A 19154-nucleotide genomic window follows, 5' to 3' on the forward strand; every position below is an offset into this window, starting at 1 on the left:
ACCACCAAGACGCACCGATGATGACCGACGAAGACCTGCCCGAACTGATCCGCACGCCACCCGGCCTGTACCGCCACTACAAGGGCATGCTCTACGAGGTGATCGACACCGTGCGGCACAGCGAGACCCTGGAGCCCATGACGCTGTACCGCGCCCTCTACGGCCAGCACGGCCTGTGGGTCAGGCCCGCAGCCATGTTCGAAGAGGCGGTGCTGGTGGACGGGGTGATGCGCCCGCGCTTCGTGAAGTGCGACGACGACACGGTGCGGCCGGCATCCCAGGGCTGAGGGCAGCCTGCGCTTGCACCCATTTCAGCATCGAAATGGCCGCTATCGCTTGATATACAAGCGCAATCAGCTATTGATTTTATAGCGCATCAATGACGGATTGCGCGCACACCGGCGTCTACAGCCGCTGCACCAGCGCCCGCACGGCGCGGGGGTAGATGACATGTTCCTGCGTGAGCACGCGGGCCGCCAGCGTGTCGGCCGTGTCGCCGGGCAACACCGGCACCACGGCCTGGTCCAGGATGGGGCCCACATCCAGCTCCGCCGTCACCTGGTGCACGGTGACGCCCGCCACCTTGCAGCCCGCGTCGATGGCGCGCTGGTGCGTGTGCAGGCCGGTGAAGGCCGGCAGCAGGGACGGATGGATGTTGATCAGCCGCCCCGCATACCGCTCCACGAAGCCGGGGGTCAGAATGCGCATGAAGCCTGCCAGCACCACCAGTGCGGGCTCGTGCCGGTCGATCAGCGCGGACAGTTCGGCATCGAAGGCCTCGCGGGTGGCAAAGCCCTTGTGGTCCAGCGCCTCGGCGGCCATGCCCTGCTCGCGCGCAAAGGCCAGGCCGGCGGCCTCGGGTTTGTTGCTGACGACGGCCACCACGCGGGCGCCGTAGCGCTGCTCCCAGTTCTCTTGCTGCGCGGTGCGGACGATGGCCGCCATGTTGGAGCCGCTGCCCGAGATCAAAATGACGATGTTCTTCATAAATTGCACCGGATTATCCCAGCCATGCCCTTCGACCCCGCCATCCGTCCCCTCACCCTCCACGAAGCCCGCGTGCTGGCCACCCTGATGGAGAAAGCCCGCACCGTGCCCGACAGCTACCCCATGTCGCTCAACGGACTGGTCACCGGCTGCAACCAGAAGACCAGCCGCGATCCGGTGATGAACCTGAGCGACGCCGAAGCGCAGGAGGCGCTGGATTCGCTCAAGCGCCTGACGCTGGCCATCGAGAGCAGCGGCAACCGCACCACGCGCTGGGAGCACAACTTTCAGCGCGGCGTGGGCGTGCCCGAGCAGTCGGCCGTGCTGCTGGGCCTGCTGATGCTGCGCGGCCCTCAGACGGCGGGCGAGCTGCGCATCAACGCCGAACGCTGGTACCGCTTTGCCGACATCTCGTCCGTCGAGGCCTTTCTGGACGAACTGCAGGAGCGCAGTGCCGAAAAGGGCGGCCCGCTGGTCGTGCTGCTGCCGCGTGCCCCCGGTGCGCGCGAGCAGCGCTGGGCGCACCTGCTGTGCGGCCCGGTGGACATCGCCAGCGCTGCCGCGCCGGCCAGCGGCAACAGCAGCAGCAGTGGCGGAGGCAGCGCACCCGCTGCGCTGCAGGCCCGCGTGGACGCCCTCGAAGCCCAGGTGGCCGCCCTGCAGGCCACGGTGCAGCGGCTGTGTGCTGAGCTGGGCATCCCCGACGAAATGTCGCCACCCGGACAGGACTAAAACGAACGACCGTGCTACAAATGCGGGATCACTTGGAGACAAACCGCATGGATCTCGCATTCACCCCTGAAGAGCAGGCCTTCCGCGAAGAGATTCGCGCCTGGGTTCACGCCAACCTGCCCAAAGAAATTTCGCACAAGGTGCACAACGCCCTGCGCCTGACCCGCGACGATTTGCAGGGCTGGGCCAAGATCCTGGGCAAGAAGGGCTGGCTGGGCTTCGGCTGGCCCCAGCAATTCGGCGGCCCCGGCTGGACGGCCGTGCAAAAGCATTTGTTCGAAGAAGAGTGCGCGCTGGCCGGCGCACCGCGCATCATCCCCTTCGGCCCGGTGATGGTGGCCCCGGTGATCATGGCTTTTGGCAACGCCGAGCAGCAAAAGCGCTTTCTGCCCGGCATCGCCAGCGGCGAGGTGTGGTGGAGTCAGGGCTACAGCGAACCGGGCTCGGGCTCGGACCTGGCCTCGGTCAAGACCCGCGCCGAGCGCGTGGGCGACAAGTACATCGTCAACGGCCAGAAGACCTGGACGACCCTCGGCCAGTACGGCGACTGGATGTTCAACCTGGTGCGCACCAGCACCGAAGGCAAGCCACAGACCGGCATCTCCTTCCTGCTGCTGGACATGAAGTCCAAGGGCGTGACCGTGCGCCCCATCAAGCTGCTCGACGGCGAGTGCGAGGTCAACGAAGTGTTCTTCGACAACGTCGAAGTGCCCGCCGAGAACCTGATCGGCGAGGAAAACAAGGGCTGGACCTATGCCAAGCACCTGCTGTCGCACGAGCGCACCAACATCGCCGACGTGAACCGCAGCAAGCGCGAACTGGAGCGCTTGAAGCGCATCGCCAAGGCCGAAGGCGTGTGGGAGGACCCGCGTTTCCGTGACCAGATCGCGCTGCTCGAAGTGGACATCGTGGCGCTGGAGATGCTGGTGCTGCGCGTGCTGTCGGCCGAGAAGTCGGGCAAGAACTCGCTCGACATCGCGGGCCTCCTGAAGATCCGCGGCAGCGAGATCCAGCAGCGCTACGCCGAGCTGATGATGCTGGCCGCCGGCCCGTTCAGCCTGCCCTTCATCGAAGAGGCGATGGAAGCTGGCTGGCAAGGAAACTTCCCCGGCGGCGTCACCGCCAACGCGCCCCTGGCGTCCACCTACTTCAACCTGCGCAAGACCACGATCTACGGTGGTTCCAACGAAGTGCAGCGCAATATCGTGGCTCAGACCGTCCTCGGCTGAACCCAAGTTCCAGGAGACAAGAACATGGATTTCGATTTTTCTGACGACCAGGAACAACTGCGCGACGCCGTGCGCAAGTGGGTGGACAAGGGCTATACCTTCGAGCGCCGCCGCGCTGCCGTGGCCGCTGGCGGCTTCGACCGCGCCGCCTGGGGCGAGCTGGCCGAGCTGGGCCTGACCGCCCTGACCGTGCCCGAGGCCCACGACGGCCTGGGCCAGGGCGCCATCGACGCCATGGTGGTGGCCGAGGAACTGGGCCGCGGCATGGTGCTCGAGCCCATTGCCCAGGCCTTCATCGCCAGCAGCGTGCTGTCGCAGTACGGCACGGCCGACGTGCAAGCCGCCTGGCTGCCCCGCGTGGCCAGCGGCGAAGCGCTGGTGGTGCTGGCTTATCAGGAACGCAAGGCACGCTACCGCCTGGATGTGTGTGAGGCCAAAGCGGCCGCAGCGCAATCCGGGTATGCGCTGACAGCTACCAAAAGCATAGTGGCCGCTGGTGACCAGGCCGATGCCTTCATCGTGCCCGCACAGCTGGACGGCAAGATCGCCCTCTTCCTGGTGGAGCGCTCCGCCGCTGGCGTGACCACGCGTGGCTACGTCACGCAGGACGGCAGCCGTGCGGCCGAACTGCAGCTGGCCAACGCGCCCGCCACGCTCATCACCACCGACGGCCTGGCCGCGCTGGAGCTGGCCGTGGACACCGGCATCGCCGCCACCTGCGCCGAGGCTGTGGGCGTGATGGACAAGACGGTGGCGCTCACCGTCGAGTACATGAACCAGCGCAAGCAGTTCGGCGTGTTCATCGCCAGCTTCCAGGCGCTGCGCCACCGCGTGGCCGACATGAAGATGCAGCTCGAACTCGCGCGCTCGATGAGCTACTACGCCAGCCTGAAGCTGGGCGCTCCGGCGGCCGAACGCCGCGCCGCCATGGCGCGCGCCAAGGTGCAGCTGGGCCAGTCGATGCGCTTCGTGGGGCAGCAGTCGGTGCAGCTGCACGGCGGCATCGGCGTGACGGACGAGTACATCGGCAGCCACTACTTCAAGAAGCTCACGCAGCTGGAGATGACGTTCGGCGACACGCTGCACCACCTGGGCGAAGTGTCGGCCCGCATGCAGGACACGGCGGGCGTGTTTGCCTGACGCAGGCGCGTAACACCCGCATGCCATGCTCGTGGATTCCCCGGTCCACGGGCATTTTTTATTTCTGGAGACCCTCCGATGAACACGCTTTTCCTGCCCCGCCGGTCCCTGCTGCTCGCCACGGCCGTGGCCGCCGGCCTGGCCCTGGCCGGCTGCGCCACCCGCAGCCCCAGCCTGGCTGAGGCCCCGCCCATCGTCTTCGTGCACGGCAACGGCGACACCGCCGCGCTGTGGCAGACCACCGCCTGGCGCTTCGAGTCCAACGGCTGGCCGCGCGAGCGCCTGCACGCCATCGACGTGCCCTACCCGCTCTCGCGCGATGACGACGCCAAGCCCCAGCCGGGCCGCACCTCCGCGGCCGAGCACATGGCCTACCTGAAGGCCGAGGTGGACAAGGTGATCAAGGCCACCGGCGCGCGCCAGGTCGTGCTGATGGGCAACTCGCGCGGCGGCAACGCGATCCGCAACTACATCTACAACGGCGGCGGCGACCAGACCGTGAGCCACGCCATCCTGGGCGGCACGCCCAACCACGGCGTGTGGGCGATCGCGGGCTTTCGCGAAGGCAACGAATTCTCGGGCACCGGCCCGTTCCTCAAGGCCCTGAACACCCCCAAGAACGCCGCGGGCGACGAGGTGAGTGGCCCCGTGAAGTGGATGACCATCCGCTCGGACAACAACGACAAGTTCGCGCAGCCCGACGGCCTGTGGATCGGCCAGAAAGGCACGCCCACCAACGTCACCGCCGCAGGGCCCGAGCTCAAGGGTGCGACCAATGTGGTGATCCCGCGCATCGACCACCGCGAGACCTCGTACTCGCCCGCCGCGTTCGAAGCCACCTACCGCTTCATCACCGGCAAGGCCCCCGCGCGCACCGACGTCGCGGCTGAAAAATCCGTGGTGCTGAACGGCAAGATCACCGGCCTGGGCGTGGACTCGGCCGATGCCAAGACCGGCAACTTCAGCAACAACCTGCCCCTGCCCGGCGCGCAGCTCGAGGTGTACGCCACCGACCCGGCCACCGGCGCCCGCGCCGGTGGCGCCCTGCTGAAGAAGACCGTGGGCACGGACGGCCTGTGGGGCCCGCTGACCACCCAGCCCGGCGTGCCCCTGGAGTTCGTGATCTCCGCGCCGGGCTACGCCACGACCCACATCTACCGCAGCGGCTTTCCCCGCGGCAGCGAGCTGATCCACCTGCGCCCCGAACGCATCGCCGACGCCGACAAGACCGCCGACGCCATCGTCACCCTGACCCGCCCCCGAGGCTACCTGGACCCGGCCCGCGACAAGATGCTGCTGGACGGTGCCCCGCCCGCCGGCGTGCCGGCCGGCGCCGGCGCCGCGTCGGCCAAGATCAAGCCCGCAGGCGGCCAGCGCCCCATTGCCGCCGAGTTCAACGGCGAGCGCGTGGTGGGCCAGACCTGGCCTGCAGCCCAGGGGCATGTGGTGATGCTGGAGATCAGCCAATAACGCCTGCCCTTGATCCGGCAGCCCAGAGCCTGCGCACAAAAAAAGCCCCACAGGGCGCACCTGTGGGGCTTTTTTACGCTCGGTCGGCCCAAGGGCCGGCCACGGCTCAGTGCCGATGCCCGTCGTGGCTTTCGCGCTGCTTGAGGCTCTCGACGATGTTCACGGTGATGCCATTGGGCAACACCATGTCCGATGGCTTCATGCCCGCCTTGCAGTCCCCCACGCGGCGCCCGCTGAACTGGGTCACGCCGGGGCTGCTGTTGGCGACGGGCTTTGAATAGGCCACTTCGAAGTCGCCCTGGTAGGACTGTTGAAAGTCACCGCTGAGCCGAATGCGTGCGGTGACCCGGTTGTCGTGCACGAAGCACACGGTCTGCACGGTGAACTGGCCGCCCTCCTTCTTGACCGCGGTCTCGTGGCAGTGCTCCTGGCCGGGCACCACGGCGAGCATGGTCACGGCATCCACCTCGTTCGCCGTGCACTGCAGAACCTTCTGCTGGCGCATGACGGACTGGCCGGCGCCGACGATCGACACCTCCCACAGGCCGGGCTTGCGCACGGGCAAGGCATCGGCATGCGCCAGCGGCACCACGACGACGCCGGACGACAGTGACACAGCCGCAACGGCCAAGGCGATTTTTTTCATGGATCGAGACAAGTGGAGTGCCAAAGCCCCACGCAGGGGCCTTGGCACGGTTCGGAGAGTGCACCAGTGCACTTCGGATCGAGAGTTTCGGCTGCGTCAGCCGCCGAATCGGCGCCGGTGCACCCAGGCCATGAGTGCCAGCAGGGCCGACAGGATGATCATGCCCCACTCGGACAACGTGGGGATGGACGCGGGGCCTGCCGCCATGGCCGGGGCGAACCGGAACACTGCCGTGCAGTCCGCCGCCACGGCGGGCACGGTGTAGGTGGTGAAGCCTGCGTTGAAGCTGCCGCCCGTGCAGGTGCTGGAGGCGTCCAGCGCCGCACGCATGCCGGCACCGGGAGCGAGCGTGAACACGGCGCTGGCGCCGGGCATCACGGACTGGGACGCCGGCGACACCGTGCCGGTGCCCGACAGCACCGATCCGGTCACCACCGGGTTGGGCACGAACGCGAACGCTGCGGAGCATGCGCCCGCCACCGCGGGGATGGTGTAGACCGTGGTGTCGGCATTGAAGCTGCCGCCCGTGCAGGTGCTGCCGGCCGCCAGGGTGGCGCGCTGCCCGGCCCCTGGCGTGAGCGTGATCACCGCCGTGCCGCCCACGGCCACCGACTGCGACGCAGGGCTGACCACGCCGCTGCCCGAGGCCACCGAGGCCGTGACCGCCACCGGGCCGATGAACACGAAGTTCACCGAGCAGTTGGCCGCCACCGGAGCGATGGTGTAGGTGGTGCCGGACCACGTACCTGCAGGGCAGGTGCCGGTGGGCGTGCCGGGGCTGTAGCCGGTGGTGGGGGTGACCACGTAGGCGGCAGAGCCGCCGATCACCACCGTCTTGGGCGCGTTGGGCGTGATGGAGCCCCCCGTGCCCACCGTGGGCGTGACCGTGGCCACGCCGGCATTCACGAAGCTGAAGTTGACCGTGCAGTTTTGTGCGATGGCGTTGGTGGTGTAGGTGCTGCCCACCAGGGCGCCACCGGTCTGCGTGCCGCCGGCTGCGCAGTTGTCGGTGATGACGGGCGCATAGCCCGCGTTGGGCGTGACGGTGAACGACGTGGTGCCGCCCGGTGCCACGGGCTGCGTGACCGCAGGGCTGACCGCGCCGTTGGCGCCCACCACGGGCGTCACGTCCAGGGGCACCGTGAAGTTGGCCGTCACGGTCTTGGAGGCATCCATGGACACGGTGCAGCTGGTGGCCGTGCCGGAGCAGCCACCGCCGCTCCAGCCCGAGAAGATCGATCCCGAGGGCGCGGTGGCGTACAGGATGACCTGCGAGCCGCCCGGCGCGTCGGTGGTGCAGGTGGCGCCGCAGGTGATGCCCGAAGGCACCGACGTCACCGTGCCCGTGCCGATCTTGTTGACCGCGAGATTGAACAAGCCCAGGCCCACGGGGTCGGAATCCGTGGCGGTGTTGTTGGAGCTCTCGCGGTCCTTCACGCTCACCGGAGCAGTCACGGCCGCGGTGTGCAGGATGGTGCCGGCGCCGCTGCCTGCCGGGTCGGCCTGCGCGGAAATCGTGTACGTGAGGGTGCCACCCACCGGCACCGGGTCCGGCAGGATCTGGCTCACCGCGCCGGTGCCCGAAGGCACTGGGCAGACCGCGCCCCCGCTGGCTGCGCAGGTCCAGGTGATGTTGGTCAACGACGAGGGAGCGGACTCCTGGATGGTCGTGCCCGCAGGCACCGCCGTGGGGCCCAGGTTGGTCACGGACAGGGTGTACGTGAGGGCCTGGCCCCAGATCACGGCGCTTTGCCCGTCCGACAGGCTCACGCTCAGGTCCACCAGCGGGTCAGTCGTGATCTGGCTTTGCACCAAAGGCCCCAGCAGGGGCGATATGGCGTCGCCGACGATGGAGTAGTTGCCGTGGTTGATGGGGCCTGTGGTGGCACCCGGCGTGAGGAACGACAGCGGGAGGGTGCCGCTGCTGCCCGGGTTGAGCGTGCCGAGCGGGCACGACACCGTGTCGATCTGGTTGCCCGCCGCCCCGGAGGTACTGACCGAGCAGGTGCCCGGCACGGTGGCGGGATCCACGCGCAGGTTCTTCGGCGTTCCGGGCGTGTTGTCCTGCGGAGACACGATGGTCACCACCGTGCTCGTCAGCGGCACGTCACCCTGGTTGGAATAGGAGTAGGTGTAGGCCACGCTGCCACCGGCGGCAGCGTATTCCGGCGCATCGGCCTTGATGCCGGGACCGGGCAGGTTGGTGAGCCCCGCACCGGAATCCACATAGATGTGGCCCGAGTGCCCGCTCTGGCTGCAGCCCGCGGCGATCACGGTGACCTTGACCTGGTCGCCCACATCCAGAATGCCCGCACCGGGTGCGATGTCGATGGTCTGCCAGTTGGTGTACTGAAAGCCGCCCACCGTCTGCCACGGCACGCCCGACTGGCCGGAGAAGTTGAAGGTGTAGAACAGCTGCTTGTTCTTGGTGATGTTGTACACCTCGACAAAGAAGTACGGTTGCTCCTGCCCCGAATGCCCGGGGTTTTGCAGCACGGGCGCAATCGCAAAACGCACGTGCGCCTTGCCGTCGGACGGGTCCACGTCGCCCAGCGTCATCACGGCCGTCTGGTCGATGGACGCAGCGCGGTTCTGGGCACCCAGGTAGTTGACGCGCGCGCTCTTGGCGCCGTACAGCGGAAAGCGCACCTGCCCATTGACGTTGGTGTCGGAGCCATTGCCCACCGCATCGGTGGGAGCGGGCGTGGAAGTCGTGTTGGTCGTGAGCCCGAGATCACTTTCGGTGTCCGGCGGAAAGTTGGCCAGGGGAATGCCGGTACTGGGCACACGCAGGTGCCGGACGTTCCAGTTGGCCAGGTCGTTCTCGAAGCCGCCGTTCACGAAGGCCGCACGCGCGGAACCTGCCGTGGCCGCCAGCACCAGCAAACCCAGCAGCAACACGCCCAAGTGGCGCAGGAACCTGGCAGGCCCTTCGCGCGTCCCCGCAGGAAAATTTTCGGTGATCAATTTGCCATCTCCTCTGTGAACCAGTCTCTGTTGTCAAAACCTGCGGGCCGAGTCCGGCCCAGGCTGCGCCCTGCCTTGCGGCATGCACAACCAAAAAATGGGGGGGGTGAAAGGCGGTCGTTCGGAGCGTTCAGCGCCTCGTCAACCGGCCTGCGTGTGGTGGGTCAATTCATGTGGCGAACACGAGCCCTTTTCCAAAGACTGCGCGCACCGGCAATGCCAGGCCGGTGTCGTCCATCGTTTTGCGCCGCAGGCGCGTCAGGGCCGACTCGATGCGATGAAAGTCGTCGTCCAGATTGCGGCCGCCCACGGCCTGCACCAGCAGCTGCTTGCTCACCAGCACGCCAGGGCTCTCCAGCAGGCACGACAGCAGTTCCAGCTCTCTCGTGGTCAGGGCCACCACCTGCTGGTTGGGTGCGCGCAGCGTGGCTGCCGAGGCATCGAGCTGCCACGGCACGGCGGCTGAGGCGTCTCCCATGCCCTGTCCCTGCAGCCGCCTGTTGCGCAGCTGCGAGCGGATACCGGCCACCAACTCCTGCATGTCGACGGGCTTGACGAAATACTGCAGGGCACCGGCCTCGAGCCCCGCGATGCGGCTGTCGAGATCAGCGCGGGCTGTCATGAGCACCGTGGACACGCCTTGGGCGGCCAGCCGCGCGAGCAGGCTCAGACCGTCTTCACCGGGCAGGCCGATGTCCACCACCACCAGGTCAGCGTGCTGGCGCAGCAGCTGTACGTAGAAGTCTTCGGCCGACTCGGCGCCCCACGCGCGAAAACCCGAGCGCGCAAGATAGCTGCACACATTGCTGCGGATGTCCTCGTCGTCTTCGACGACTGCGATCGTGGCTTCGGCAGACATGGAAAAAATGGGGGCTTCGCGGGTTGGAAACAGTTGGATACGTACTATTGTCGCAGTGCGTTTTGCACCGAGCCATGCACAAGAACTCACGAATACTCACGATGAACGCGTCCCGAAGAACATGGCCACGCGCTGCCCATTGGCTGGGCCCACAGTTGCTGGTGGGGCTGCTTGTTTTCATGGCGTTGTTTTCACACGCCAACGCACTGCAGCCTGCCGCTCGCTGGCAGTTGGGGTGGGACGTTCCGATGGACCGGCTGGATGATCCGGACCGCCGGCTGGGCCCCGACGATGTGGCGACGGCCGGCGCGGCCGAGGGTGTCTCGCGCTTGCGCCAGTCGCTCAGCGCGGGCTACCTGAACCACCCCGTGTGGCTGCGCTTTGACGTGCCGGCGCTGCCGCCGGACGCCGCCGACGGGGCCTTGTGGCTGCTGGCGCAGCCCACCTACCTGGACTCCATCACGCTGTACCAGCGCAGCGCCACCGGGGACTGGTCCGCGCAGATCAGCGGCGACCATGTGCCCTCCCTGCAGAAATCGGGCGTGCGCCAACACCTGTTCCGCCTGACGCCCGGTGCCACCGCGATCATCCGCATCGAAACCACGAGCGCCATGCAATGGCAGGGCATCGTATTGGGCACGCAGGCCCTGGCGACCGCCGTGGCAGGCTCGGAACGTGCCATGGGGCTCTTCTTCGGCGCCATGGCCGCGCTGCTGCTGGGCATATGGGCTGGTGCGGCCGTCTTTCGGACCCACACGCTGTGGGCCCTCGCCGTACTCGGCACCGTGAGCTTCGTCCACATCCTGAATGTGCGCGGGTACGCCAGCCTCTGGGCACCGCCGTCCCTCACGCAGTTGGCGAGCCACGCCGTCGGGATCGGTGCCTTCCTGCTCGCCGCCACGCTGGCGTGGCAGATCCGGCAGCAGCTGTCGCGCACCAGCCGCTACCGCCGCACGGACCAGGTGCTCATCGGACTGGTCGCACTCAATCTGGCAGGAACGCTCAGTGTTCCTCTGGGGTTCTATGGGTCCGTGGCCTGGCTCAATCTGCTGTCGCTGATCACCAGCGATGTGATAGCGATCGCCCTGTGCCTGCTCGCGCTGCAAAGGCGCGAGCGGCGGGCGCTGCACACCCTGCTCCTTGCAGCCTACGGCCTTCATGCGGTGGCGGGTGTGCCCATCACCATCATCCAGACCGGCGCCTTGCACTGGAACATCGATGCCACCGCCCTGTGGCAGCTGGAGGTCATCATCTTCACCGCATTGATCGCCTGCGCGGTGTTCGTGGGGCTGGTGGTGCGCTACCGGGATATCCAGCGCGTCAAGGACCTGGCGATCGCGCGGCTCGCGCAGTCCGAGCAGTCGCTGGAAGAGCGCATCGAACAGCGGACCTCGGAGCTGTCGCAGGCCCAGATCGCACTGGGGCAGGCGCTGCGCAACGAGCGGGAGCTGCGGCTCGAACAGCGGCAGTTCTTCCACATGATCAGCCACGAGTTCAGGACACCTTTGGCCGTGGTGGACAGCGCTGCGGCCGAGCAGCAGGCCTTCCCCTCGCCCGATCTGACCGCTCAGAAGGACCGCGCGGCCCAGATCCGCCGTGCGTGCAGGCGCCTGGTCTCTCTGGTGGACAGCTGCCTCATCAGCGAGCGCCTGGACACGGCGGGATTCTCGCTGCAGGCCGCCCCCGTGCGCATCGCCGATCTGCTGGAACACGCGGCCCAGCTGGTGCACTGGTCTCCACGCCACCACCTGCGCCTCTTCACCGACGCGGCGCCGCAGGAGTGGGTGTGTGATGAAACGCTGGTGCGGATTGCGCTGTCGAACCTGGTGGACAACGCGGTCAAGTACGCCGCCGCCGGAGAGATCTTCATCGCAGCCCGCAAGGCCGATTCCGGCCTGCTGGAGATTTCGGTGGCAGACGAAGGCTCGGGCATGTCGCTGGAAGTGATGAACCGCATCTTCGAGCGGTTCGAGCGCGGTGACCGCACCGACCAGAGCAAGGGCTTTGGCCTGGGCCTGTGGGTGACCCGCCGCATCGCGCGGTTGCATGGTGGCGACATCACGGTGGAGTCACGCCCGGGAGAGGGGGCGTGCTTCACGCTGACGCTGGGCGCGCAGCGCGTGGTGCGAACGCATCCCAGTGACGGGTGACGTAACGACGGCGCCGCGCCTGCAAGGCACACCAAGTCAGGCGCAGTGCCAAGCAACCGAGCACGGCGCAAGCCAGCGGTTTTGGCTGCGCCAGTGCCTGGTTGCGAATCCTGGATAATCCCTTCTTTGCCCTCCTACTTACCCGGGCTTCCAGAGCCCTCCAGACTGCGCGGCGGTCTGGCGCAACCTTTATGCACCCATGAGCGCTACAGCGAACGACCCCAACCTCAAGCACCTGACCAAAGCCCGCGAGCAGATCGCCAAGGGCGATCTGAAGAACGCTGCACTGACGCTCAACAAGGCCAACGCAGCGTGGCCTCAGGATGCGCGCGTGTACATGCTCGGTGGGCTGCTTGCAGAAAAAGCGGGCAATGTGCCAGGCGCTTTCGATGCGCTGCGCAAGGCTGTGGCGATGGCACCCGCCTGGGGGCCCGGACTGCTGGAACTTGCATTGTTGTTGGCGCGCCAGAATCAGTTTCAGGAAGCTGTGGAAACGGCTGAAAAAGTGGCCGCTATCGAGCCCCACAACCTGCAGGTGCTAGCGGGTGTGGTGGACATTGCCCACCGTTCGGGCAACCTGGATATGGCAGTGCGCCACCTTCGCCGTGGTCTGGATTTGGTGCCTGGAGATATCGCTTTGCACCGTCTGCTGGCGCGCGACCTGAGCGAACTGGGTCAGCACGAAGAGTCCACTTCGCTGTGGACCGTCCTTGTGGAACACAACTCCGAAGACCGGCAAGCTTTGGTGGGTCGCGTGCAAGCACGCATCGCCGCAGGTCAGCATGCCGAAGCGCAGAAAGACACGAAGGCGCTGTTGACGCTGGCTCCCGAAAATCAGGTATACCAATACTACGATCAGATTGCACGGGGCGAGACGCCTGCCGAATACCCCGCCGATCTCACCCGTCCACTGTTCGACGGCATGGCCGAGTTCTATGACATGCACATGGTCCGCGGTCTGAACTACCAGTTGCCCAAGCAGGTGTCGGACCAGATTCTGGCGCGCCATCCTGACAAAAAGATCAACGTGCTGGATCTGGGATGCGGCACCGGTTTGCTGGGCGTTTGCCTTGGTCGCCTGGATGGCGCGCTCGTGGGGGTGGACCTGTCGCTCAAGATGATCGAGCAGGCGGGGCGACACAACGTCTATGACCGCTTTCATACGGTCAACCTGCATGACGCACTGCGCCAGACGCCCGACAGCCTGTACCAGGTGATCGCTGCGCTGGATGTTTTCATCTATGCGGGGGACATCAGCCAAGCTGTTCCCAACGCATTCCGGGTGCTCGCTGACGAGGGAGAACTGATCTTTTCGTGCGAACTGGCTGACGAAGCTGGCCCTGACCTGGCCCTGCTGCCCAGCGGGCGTTATGCGCACAAACGCAGCCACGTGGAAGCCCTGTGCAAGTCAGCAGGTTTTACCAGGATTGAGATCGAAGAAACCGTGCTACGCCATGAAAACCAGCAGCCTGTGGCGGGTTTCATCGTCACTGCTTACAAATCGACATAGCGCGAGGCGGCCCGCCATCCGGACGGGCCGTCCGGTGGTCTCGCCTACCCCAGCAGCCGAGACGACTTCGGCACATGCGCCATCAGAAACTCCATCTGGTCGGCCAGGATGCGCCGGTTGCGCAGGATGAAGTCTTCCCACAGGCTGGGGATGTAGGGCGCGTACAGCAGCGGCATGTGGGCCTGCTCGGGGGTGCGCGGGCCCTTGCGGTGGTTGCAGGGGCGGCAGGCCGTGACCACGTTCATCCAGTGGTCCTGCCCGTTGCGGGCAAAGGGCACGATGTGTTCGCGCGTGAGGTCTTCTTCGTGGAAATGGCCGCCGCAGTAGGCGCAGACATTGCGGTCGCGGGCGAAGAGCTTGCTGTTGGTGAGGCTGGGTTTCAGGTCGAACGGGTTGATGCCCGGCACTCCCTTGGTCCCGATGATGCTGTTCACCGCGATCACCGACTGCTCGCCGGTGACAGCGTTGTACCCACCGCGGAACCGGGCGATGTGGGCGCCTGATTCCCAGCGCACCTCATCGGCGGCGTAGTGGATGACCGCCTGTTCGAGCGAAATCCATGATTGGGGCAGCCCTTGGGCCGACAGCTTCAAGACCTTCAAAACACGCCTCCTGGAACAAGAATGATCACAAGGAATGGGAACGCGGATGTCTCGCGGGCCACCCTGCTCTGGAAGGCCCCTCGGTCACAATATACTCCGTTTTGATGACAAATTGGCGTCCTGCGCTTGATGGATATGCGCGTGCTGCTATCAAAAAGATAACAAACCAATGAAGATCTTTCGCGGATTCCACCACCGGGGCATCGCCAGCGCCTGTGCGCTGACCATCGGCAACTTCGACGGAGTGCACCGGGGCCACCAGGCCATGCTGGCCCTGCTGAACAGCGAGGCTGCGCACCGCGGGGTCGAAAGCTGCGTGCTGACCTTCGAACCCCACCCGCGCGACTACTTCGCCGGGGCCCACAACAAGCCCGAACTGGCGCCGGCCCGCATCGGCACGCTGCGCGACAAGCTCACCGAGCTGGCGCGCTGCGGCGTGCAGCAGACCGTGGTGCTGCCGTTCGACGCGCGGCTGGCCGCCCAGTCGCCGGCCGAGTTCATCGACGAGGTGCTGATGCGCGGCCTGAACGCGCGCTATGTGCTGGTGGGCGACGACTTCCGTTTCGGCCGCCAGCGCGCGGGCGACTACGCCATGCTGGACGCCGCCGGCCAGGCCCGGGGCTTCGACGTGGCACGCATGAACAGCTACGAGGTGCATGGCCTTCGGGTGTCGAGCTCGGCCGTGCGCGATGCGCTGGGCCGGGGCGACATGGAAGCCGCGGCGCGCCTGCTGGGGCGGCCCTACACCATCTCGGGCCACGTGGTGCATGGCCGCAAGCTCGGGCGCGAGCTGGGCGCCACTAGCGCGGGGGCCGGCGACGGCTTTCGCACGCTGAACCTGCGCTTTGCCCACTGGAAGCCGGCTGCCAGCGGCATCTTCGCGGTGCTGGTGCACGGGCTGGGTAACGTGGGTGATACCCCCCTGCCCGGCGTGGCCAACCTGGGCGTGCGGCCCTCGCTGGACCCGAACGACGTCAACGGCGGGCGGGTGCTGCTGGAAACCCACTGCCTGCAATGGCCTGCCGATCTGGGCCCCGAGGGGGCGTACGGTAAAATCGTGCGGGTGGAACTACTGCACAAACTGCACGACGAGCTCAAGTACGACAGCCTGGACGCCCTGACAACGGGCATCGCCAAGGACTGCGACGATGCGCGCGCCTACTTTGCGACGGCCGCCATCGCGTCGCACACCGAGACCCGGCGCCAGACCACGCGCGACCGAATTTGAGGGGGCTGCTTACCGCAGCGCCCGCCTGAGCGGGCACACACATCCCTTTCGCGCACCCCCTCTCCCCTTCCGGGCACGCCCCGGAATGCTCAGTTTTTAAGGTCCCCTCATGTCCGACGACAACGTCACCTCCGCACCTGCTTCGGCATCCGCGTCCGCCGCCCCCGCCACGGACTACCGCAGCACCCTGAACCTGCCCGACACCCCCTTCCCCATGCGCGGCGACCTGCCCAAGCGCGAGCCGGGCTGGGTCAAGGAGTGGGACGACAAGGGCATCTACAAGCGCCTGCGCGATGCCCGCCGGGGCGCGCCCAAGTTCATCCTGCACGACGGCCCGCCCTACGCCAACGGCCAGATCCACATGGGCCACGCGGTCAACAAGATCCTGAAGGACATGATCACCAAGGCGCGCCAGCTCGAAGGCTTCGACGCGCTGTACGTGCCCGGCTGGGACTGCCACGGCCTGCCGATCGAAAACGCCATCGAGAAGAAGCACGGCCGCAACCTCAGCCGCGACGACATGCAGGCCAAGAGCCGCGCGTTCGCCACCGAGCAGATCGCGCAGCAGATGGGCGACTTCCAGCGCCTGGGCGTGCTCGGCGAATGGGACAACCCCTACAAGACCATGAACTTCGCCAACGAGGCGGGCGAGATCCGTGCGTTCAAGCGCGTGATGGAGCGCGGCTTCGTGTACCGGGGCCTCAAGCCCGTGTACTGGTGCTTCGACTGCGGCAGCTCGCTGGCCGAGTTCGAGATCGAATACGCCGACAAGAAGAGCACCACGCTGGACGTGGCCTTCAAGGCGCACGAGCCTGCGAAGCTGGCCGCTGCCTTCGGCGTGCCCGCGCTCGCCAAGGACGCCTTCGTGGTGATCTGGACCACCACCGCGTGGACCATCCCGGCCAACCAGGCGCTGAACCTGAACCCCGAGATCAGCTACGCGCTGGTCGATGCCGGCGAGCGCCTGCTGCTGGTGGCCGAACCGCTGGTGGCCTCGTGCCTGGAGCGCTATGGCCTCACCGGCCAGGTGCTGGCCACCACCCTGGGCAAGAACCTGGGCGGCCTCGAATTCGAACACCCGCTGTACGACGTGGCCAGCGAAGACGGCAGCTACGGCTACCGCCGCCTGTCGCCCGTGTACCTGGCCGACTACGCCACGGCCGACGACGGTACGGGTATCGTGCACTCCTCGCCCGCCTACGGGCTGGAGGATTTCAACTCCTGCGTGTCCCACGGTCTGGCGCTGGACGACATCCTGAACCCGGTGCAGGGCAACGGCACCTATGCGCCGGACTTCCCGCTGTTCGGCGGCCAGCACATCTGGAAGGCCGTGCCCGTGGTCATCGAGGCGCTGCGCAATGCCGGCCGCCTGATGGCCACCAAGGAGATCACCCACAGCTACCCGCACTGCTGGCGCCACAAGACGCCGGTGATCTACCGCGCCGCGGCGCAGTGGTTCATCCGCATGGACGAAGGCGAAGGCGTGTTCACCAAGGCCGGCGAAAAGCCCGCCAAGACGCTGCGCCAGATCGCGCTGGACGCCATCGAGCACACCAGCTTCTACCCCGAGAACGGCAAGACCCGCCTGCACGACATGATCGCCAACCGGCCGGACTGGTGCATCTCGCGCCAGCGCAGCTGGGGCGTGCCCATCCCGTTCTTTTTGCACAAGGACTCGGGCGAACTGCACCCACGCACCATGGAGATCATGGACCAGGCCGCCGCCATCGTGGAAAACGGCGGCATCGAGGCCTGGAGCCGCGTGACGCCCGGGGAGATCCTGGGCGCCGAGGACGCGGTCTGCTACACCAAGAGCACCGACATCCTGGAGGTGTGGTTCGACTCAGGCTCCACGTTCTTCCACGTGCTGCGCGGCACGCACCCCAACGTGCACCACGACACCGGCCCCGAGGCCGACCTGTACCTCGAAGGCCACGACCAGCACCGCGGCTGGTTCCACAGCTCGCTGCTGCTGGCATCGGCGCTCGAAGGCCGCGCGCCCTACCGCGGCCTGCTGACCCACGGCTTCACCGTGGACAGCCAGGGCCGCAAGATGAGCAAGTCGCTCGGTAACGGCATCGACCCGCAGGAAATCAACAAGAAGCTCGGCGCAGAAATCATCCGCCTGTGGGTGGCCGCCAGCGACTACTCGGGCGACATCGCGGGCGACGAGAAGATCCTGGCGCGCGTGGTGGACGCCTACCGCCGCATCCGCAACACGCTGCGCTTCTTGCTGGCCAATGTGAGCGACTTCGACCCCGCTACAGACGCTGTGCCGTTCGACCAGATGCTGGAGATCGACCGCTACGCGCTGACGCGCGCGGCCGAGTTCCAGGCCACGGTGCTGGCGCACTACAAGGTCTACGAGTTCCACCCCGTGGTGGCCAAGCTGCAGTTGTACTGCTCGGAAGACCTGGGCGGCTTCTACCTGGATGTGCTGAAAGACCGGCTGTACACCACCGCGCCCAAGAGCCTGGCACGCCGCAGCGCCCAGACCGCGCTGTACCACATCACCCACGGCATGCTGCGCTGGATGGCGCCGTTCCTGTCGTTCACCGCCGAAGAGGCGTGGAAGGTGTTCGGCTCGTCCGACTCCATCTTCCTCGAAACCTACGGCTCGATCGCAGGGGCCGACGAAGGCCTGCTGGCCAAGTGGAGCCGCCTGCGCGAGATCCGCGACGTGGTGAACAAGGAGATCGAGGCACTGCGCGCCGGCGGCCAGGTGGGCTCGTCCCTGCAGGCCAACGTGGTGCTGACCGCGGCGCCCGAAGACCATGCGCTGCTGGCCAGCCTGGGCGACGACCTCAAGTTCGTGTTCATCACCTCCGCTATCGAATTGGTAGCTGGTAGCGCTCTACAGATCAGCGTGAGCGCCAGTTCTGATACAAAATGCGAGCGTTGCTGGCACTATCGCAGCGACGTGGGCCAGGATGCCGCGCACCCCACCATCTGCGGTCGTTGCACCAGCAACCTGTACGGCGCTGGCGAAAGCCGGAGGCACGCGTGATGGCGCGCGGCAACAGCTCACTCTCCGGCCGCTCCGGCGCCAGCATGTGGCCCTGGCTCGTCTGGGCCGTGGTCCTGCTGGTGGCCGACCAGTTGACCAAGACCTTCATCCTGGACAACTACCGGCTCGGCGACTCCACCTTCGTCACCGGCTTCTTCAACATCGTGCGGGCCCACAACACCGGGGCGGCGTTCTCGTTCCTCGCGAATGCGGGCGGCTGGCAGCGCTGGCTGTTCACCGGCATCGGCGTGGTGGCCACGATCTTCATCGTGTGGCAACTGCGCGCGCACCCGGGGCAAAAGCTGTTTTGCTTCTCGCTCGCCAGCATCCTCGGCGGCGCCGTCGGCAACGTGGTGGACCGGTTGATGCACGGCTACGTGGTGGACTTTCTGGACTTCCACTGGGACTTCCTCTCGGGCATGTTCCCGGGCGGGCACTTCCCGGCCTTCAACCTGGCCGATACCGCCATCAGCATCGGGGCGGCCTGCCTGATCCTCGATGAACTGTTGCGGGTCAAGCGGTCCAAATAGCCGCTGGGCGGCTGCCCTGCCCCGCATTCCCTGAACGGCCCCATCGAGGGCCGTTTTTCATGCCGGCCCCGAGCCCGGTCATACCGCCGTCACACGG

The 19154-nt window shown here is 66.8% G+C and carries 15 protein-coding genes; 10 read left to right on the forward strand and 5 right to left on the reverse strand.

Translation table 11 applies throughout. The features are described 5' to 3' along the window. The first annotated feature begins 20 nt into the window (after positions 1–20). The gene (locus ACIGHN_RS01445; protein ID WP_396503079.1) at positions 21–287 is read left to right on the forward strand and encodes a DUF1653 domain-containing protein; all 267 of its coding nucleotides are present in this window, start codon (positions 21–23) and stop codon (positions 285–287) included. A 118-nt stretch (positions 288–405) separates the two neighbouring features. Here the strand turns inward: ACIGHN_RS01445 and purN are convergent, their stop codons facing one another. After that, positions 406–987 carry a phosphoribosylglycinamide formyltransferase gene (purN, locus tag ACIGHN_RS01450; RefSeq protein ID WP_056416021.1) on the reverse strand — a complete coding sequence of 194 codons (582 nt, stop codon included), beginning with the start codon at positions 985–987 and terminating at the stop codon, positions 406–408. Positions 988–1011: 24 nt separating this feature from the next. Between purN and ACIGHN_RS01455 the strand changes: the two genes are divergently transcribed. The 4 genes from ACIGHN_RS01455 to ACIGHN_RS01470 all read left to right on the forward strand — a co-directional run bounded on the left by ACIGHN_RS01455 (position 1012) and on the right by ACIGHN_RS01470 (position 5558). Beyond that, positions 1012–1719 (forward strand): YceH family protein, encoded by a 708-nt coding sequence (locus tag ACIGHN_RS01455; protein ID WP_396502965.1) that lies wholly within the window; start codon positions 1012–1014, stop codon positions 1717–1719. A gap of 47 nt (positions 1720–1766) precedes the next feature. After that, positions 1767–2948: an acyl-CoA dehydrogenase family protein gene (locus tag ACIGHN_RS01460; RefSeq protein WP_056416013.1), complete on the forward strand. Its 1182-nt coding sequence runs from the start codon at positions 1767–1769 to the stop codon at positions 2946–2948. A 24-nt stretch (positions 2949–2972) separates the two neighbouring features. Next, positions 2973–4088: an acyl-CoA dehydrogenase family protein gene (locus tag ACIGHN_RS01465; RefSeq protein WP_396502966.1), complete on the forward strand. Its 1116-nt coding sequence runs from the start codon at positions 2973–2975 to the stop codon at positions 4086–4088. Between the two features lie 78 nt (positions 4089–4166). Then, on the forward strand, positions 4167–5558 hold the full coding sequence (locus ACIGHN_RS01470; RefSeq protein ID WP_396502967.1) for an alpha/beta fold hydrolase: 1392 nt from the start codon (positions 4167–4169) through the stop codon (positions 5556–5558). A gap of 106 nt (positions 5559–5664) precedes the next feature. On the opposite strand, the gene ACIGHN_RS01475 is transcribed toward ACIGHN_RS01470, so the two are convergent. The 3 genes from ACIGHN_RS01475 to ACIGHN_RS01485 all read right to left on the reverse strand — a co-directional run bounded on the left by ACIGHN_RS01475 (position 5665) and on the right by ACIGHN_RS01485 (position 10030). Further along, entirely contained in the window at positions 5665–6204 is a 540-nt protein-coding gene (locus tag ACIGHN_RS01475; protein ID WP_056416003.1) for a DUF3617 family protein, read from the reverse strand. Positions 6205–6300: 96 nt separating this feature from the next. After that, entirely contained in the window at positions 6301–9171 is a 2871-nt protein-coding gene (locus tag ACIGHN_RS01480; RefSeq protein ID WP_396502968.1) for an IPTL-CTERM sorting domain-containing protein, read from the reverse strand. 169 nt (positions 9172–9340) lie between these two features. Next, positions 9341–10030, reverse strand: coding sequence for a response regulator transcription factor (locus tag ACIGHN_RS01485; protein ID WP_396502969.1), 690 nt, complete (start codon positions 10028–10030; stop codon positions 9341–9343). A gap of 179 nt (positions 10031–10209) precedes the next feature. Here ACIGHN_RS01485 and ACIGHN_RS01490 point away from each other — a divergent pair, with 179 nt between their 5' ends. Both ACIGHN_RS01490 and ACIGHN_RS01495 read left to right on the forward strand, forming a co-directional pair. Beyond that, complete coding sequence (locus ACIGHN_RS01490) at positions 10210–12180, forward strand: ATP-binding protein (protein ID WP_396502970.1); 1971 nt, start codon at positions 10210–10212, stop codon at positions 12178–12180. 199 nt (positions 12181–12379) lie between these two features. Then, positions 12380–13690, forward strand: coding sequence for a tetratricopeptide repeat protein (locus ACIGHN_RS01495; RefSeq protein ID WP_396502971.1), 1311 nt, complete (start codon positions 12380–12382; stop codon positions 13688–13690). Between the two features lie 44 nt (positions 13691–13734). On the opposite strand, the gene ACIGHN_RS01500 is transcribed toward ACIGHN_RS01495, so the two are convergent. Further along, entirely contained in the window at positions 13735–14292 is a 558-nt protein-coding gene (locus ACIGHN_RS01500) for an HNH endonuclease (protein ID WP_056415989.1), read from the reverse strand. 169 nt (positions 14293–14461) lie between these two features. Between ACIGHN_RS01500 and ACIGHN_RS01505 the strand changes: the two genes are divergently transcribed. From ACIGHN_RS01505 to lspA, 3 genes are all read left to right on the forward strand, one after another. Continuing rightward, positions 14462–15520 carry a bifunctional riboflavin kinase/FAD synthetase gene (locus ACIGHN_RS01505; protein ID WP_396502972.1) on the forward strand — a complete coding sequence of 353 codons (1059 nt, stop codon included), beginning with the start codon at positions 14462–14464 and terminating at the stop codon, positions 15518–15520. 109 nt (positions 15521–15629) lie between these two features. Then, positions 15630–18527, forward strand: a complete 2898-nt coding sequence (ileS, locus tag ACIGHN_RS01510; protein WP_396502973.1) for an isoleucine--tRNA ligase — start codon at positions 15630–15632, stop codon at positions 18525–18527. After that, positions 18527–19057 (forward strand): signal peptidase II, encoded by a 531-nt coding sequence (gene lspA, locus ACIGHN_RS01515; RefSeq protein WP_396502974.1) that lies wholly within the window; start codon positions 18527–18529, stop codon positions 19055–19057. Before ileS ends, lspA begins: the two co-directional genes overlap by 1 nt. Positions 19058–19154 lie beyond the last annotated feature (97 nt).

The organism is Acidovorax sp. NPDC077693 (assembly GCF_044542805.1).
In the GTDB taxonomy this organism is placed as follows: domain Bacteria; phylum Pseudomonadota; class Gammaproteobacteria; order Burkholderiales; family Burkholderiaceae_C; genus Acidovorax.

Excerpts from the sequence above, each read along its gene's own strand:
- lspA (WP_396502974.1), top strand. The coding sequence starts at position 18,527 with ATGGCGCGCGGCAACAGCTCACTCTCCGGCCGCTCCGGCGCCAGCATG.
- ACIGHN_RS01470 (WP_396502967.1), top strand. The coding sequence starts at position 4,167 with ATGAACACGCTTTTCCTGCCCCGCCGGTCCCTGCTGCTCGCCACGGCC.
- ACIGHN_RS01475 (WP_056416003.1), bottom strand. The coding sequence starts at position 6,204 with ATGAAAAAAATCGCCTTGGCCGTTGCGGCTGTGTCACTGTCGTCCGGC.
- purN (WP_056416021.1), bottom strand. The coding sequence starts at position 987 with ATGAAGAACATCGTCATTTTGATCTCGGGCAGCGGCTCCAACATGGCG.
- ACIGHN_RS01495 (WP_396502971.1), top strand. The coding sequence starts at position 12,380 with ATGAGCGCTACAGCGAACGACCCCAACCTCAAGCACCTGACCAAAGCC.
- ACIGHN_RS01455 (WP_396502965.1), top strand. The coding sequence starts at position 1,012 with ATGCCCTTCGACCCCGCCATCCGTCCCCTCACCCTCCACGAAGCCCGC.
- ACIGHN_RS01505 (WP_396502972.1), top strand. The coding sequence starts at position 14,462 with ATGAAGATCTTTCGCGGATTCCACCACCGGGGCATCGCCAGCGCCTGT.
- ileS (WP_396502973.1), top strand. The coding sequence starts at position 15,630 with ATGTCCGACGACAACGTCACCTCCGCACCTGCTTCGGCATCCGCGTCC.
- ACIGHN_RS01490 (WP_396502970.1), top strand. The coding sequence starts at position 10,210 with ATGGCGTTGTTTTCACACGCCAACGCACTGCAGCCTGCCGCTCGCTGG.
- ACIGHN_RS01460 (WP_056416013.1), top strand. The coding sequence starts at position 1,767 with ATGGATCTCGCATTCACCCCTGAAGAGCAGGCCTTCCGCGAAGAGATT.
- ACIGHN_RS01445 (WP_396503079.1), top strand. The coding sequence starts at position 21 with ATGACCGACGAAGACCTGCCCGAACTGATCCGCACGCCACCCGGCCTG.
- ACIGHN_RS01465 (WP_396502966.1), top strand. The coding sequence starts at position 2,973 with ATGGATTTCGATTTTTCTGACGACCAGGAACAACTGCGCGACGCCGTG.
- ACIGHN_RS01485 (WP_396502969.1), bottom strand. The coding sequence starts at position 10,030 with ATGTCTGCCGAAGCCACGATCGCAGTCGTCGAAGACGACGAGGACATC.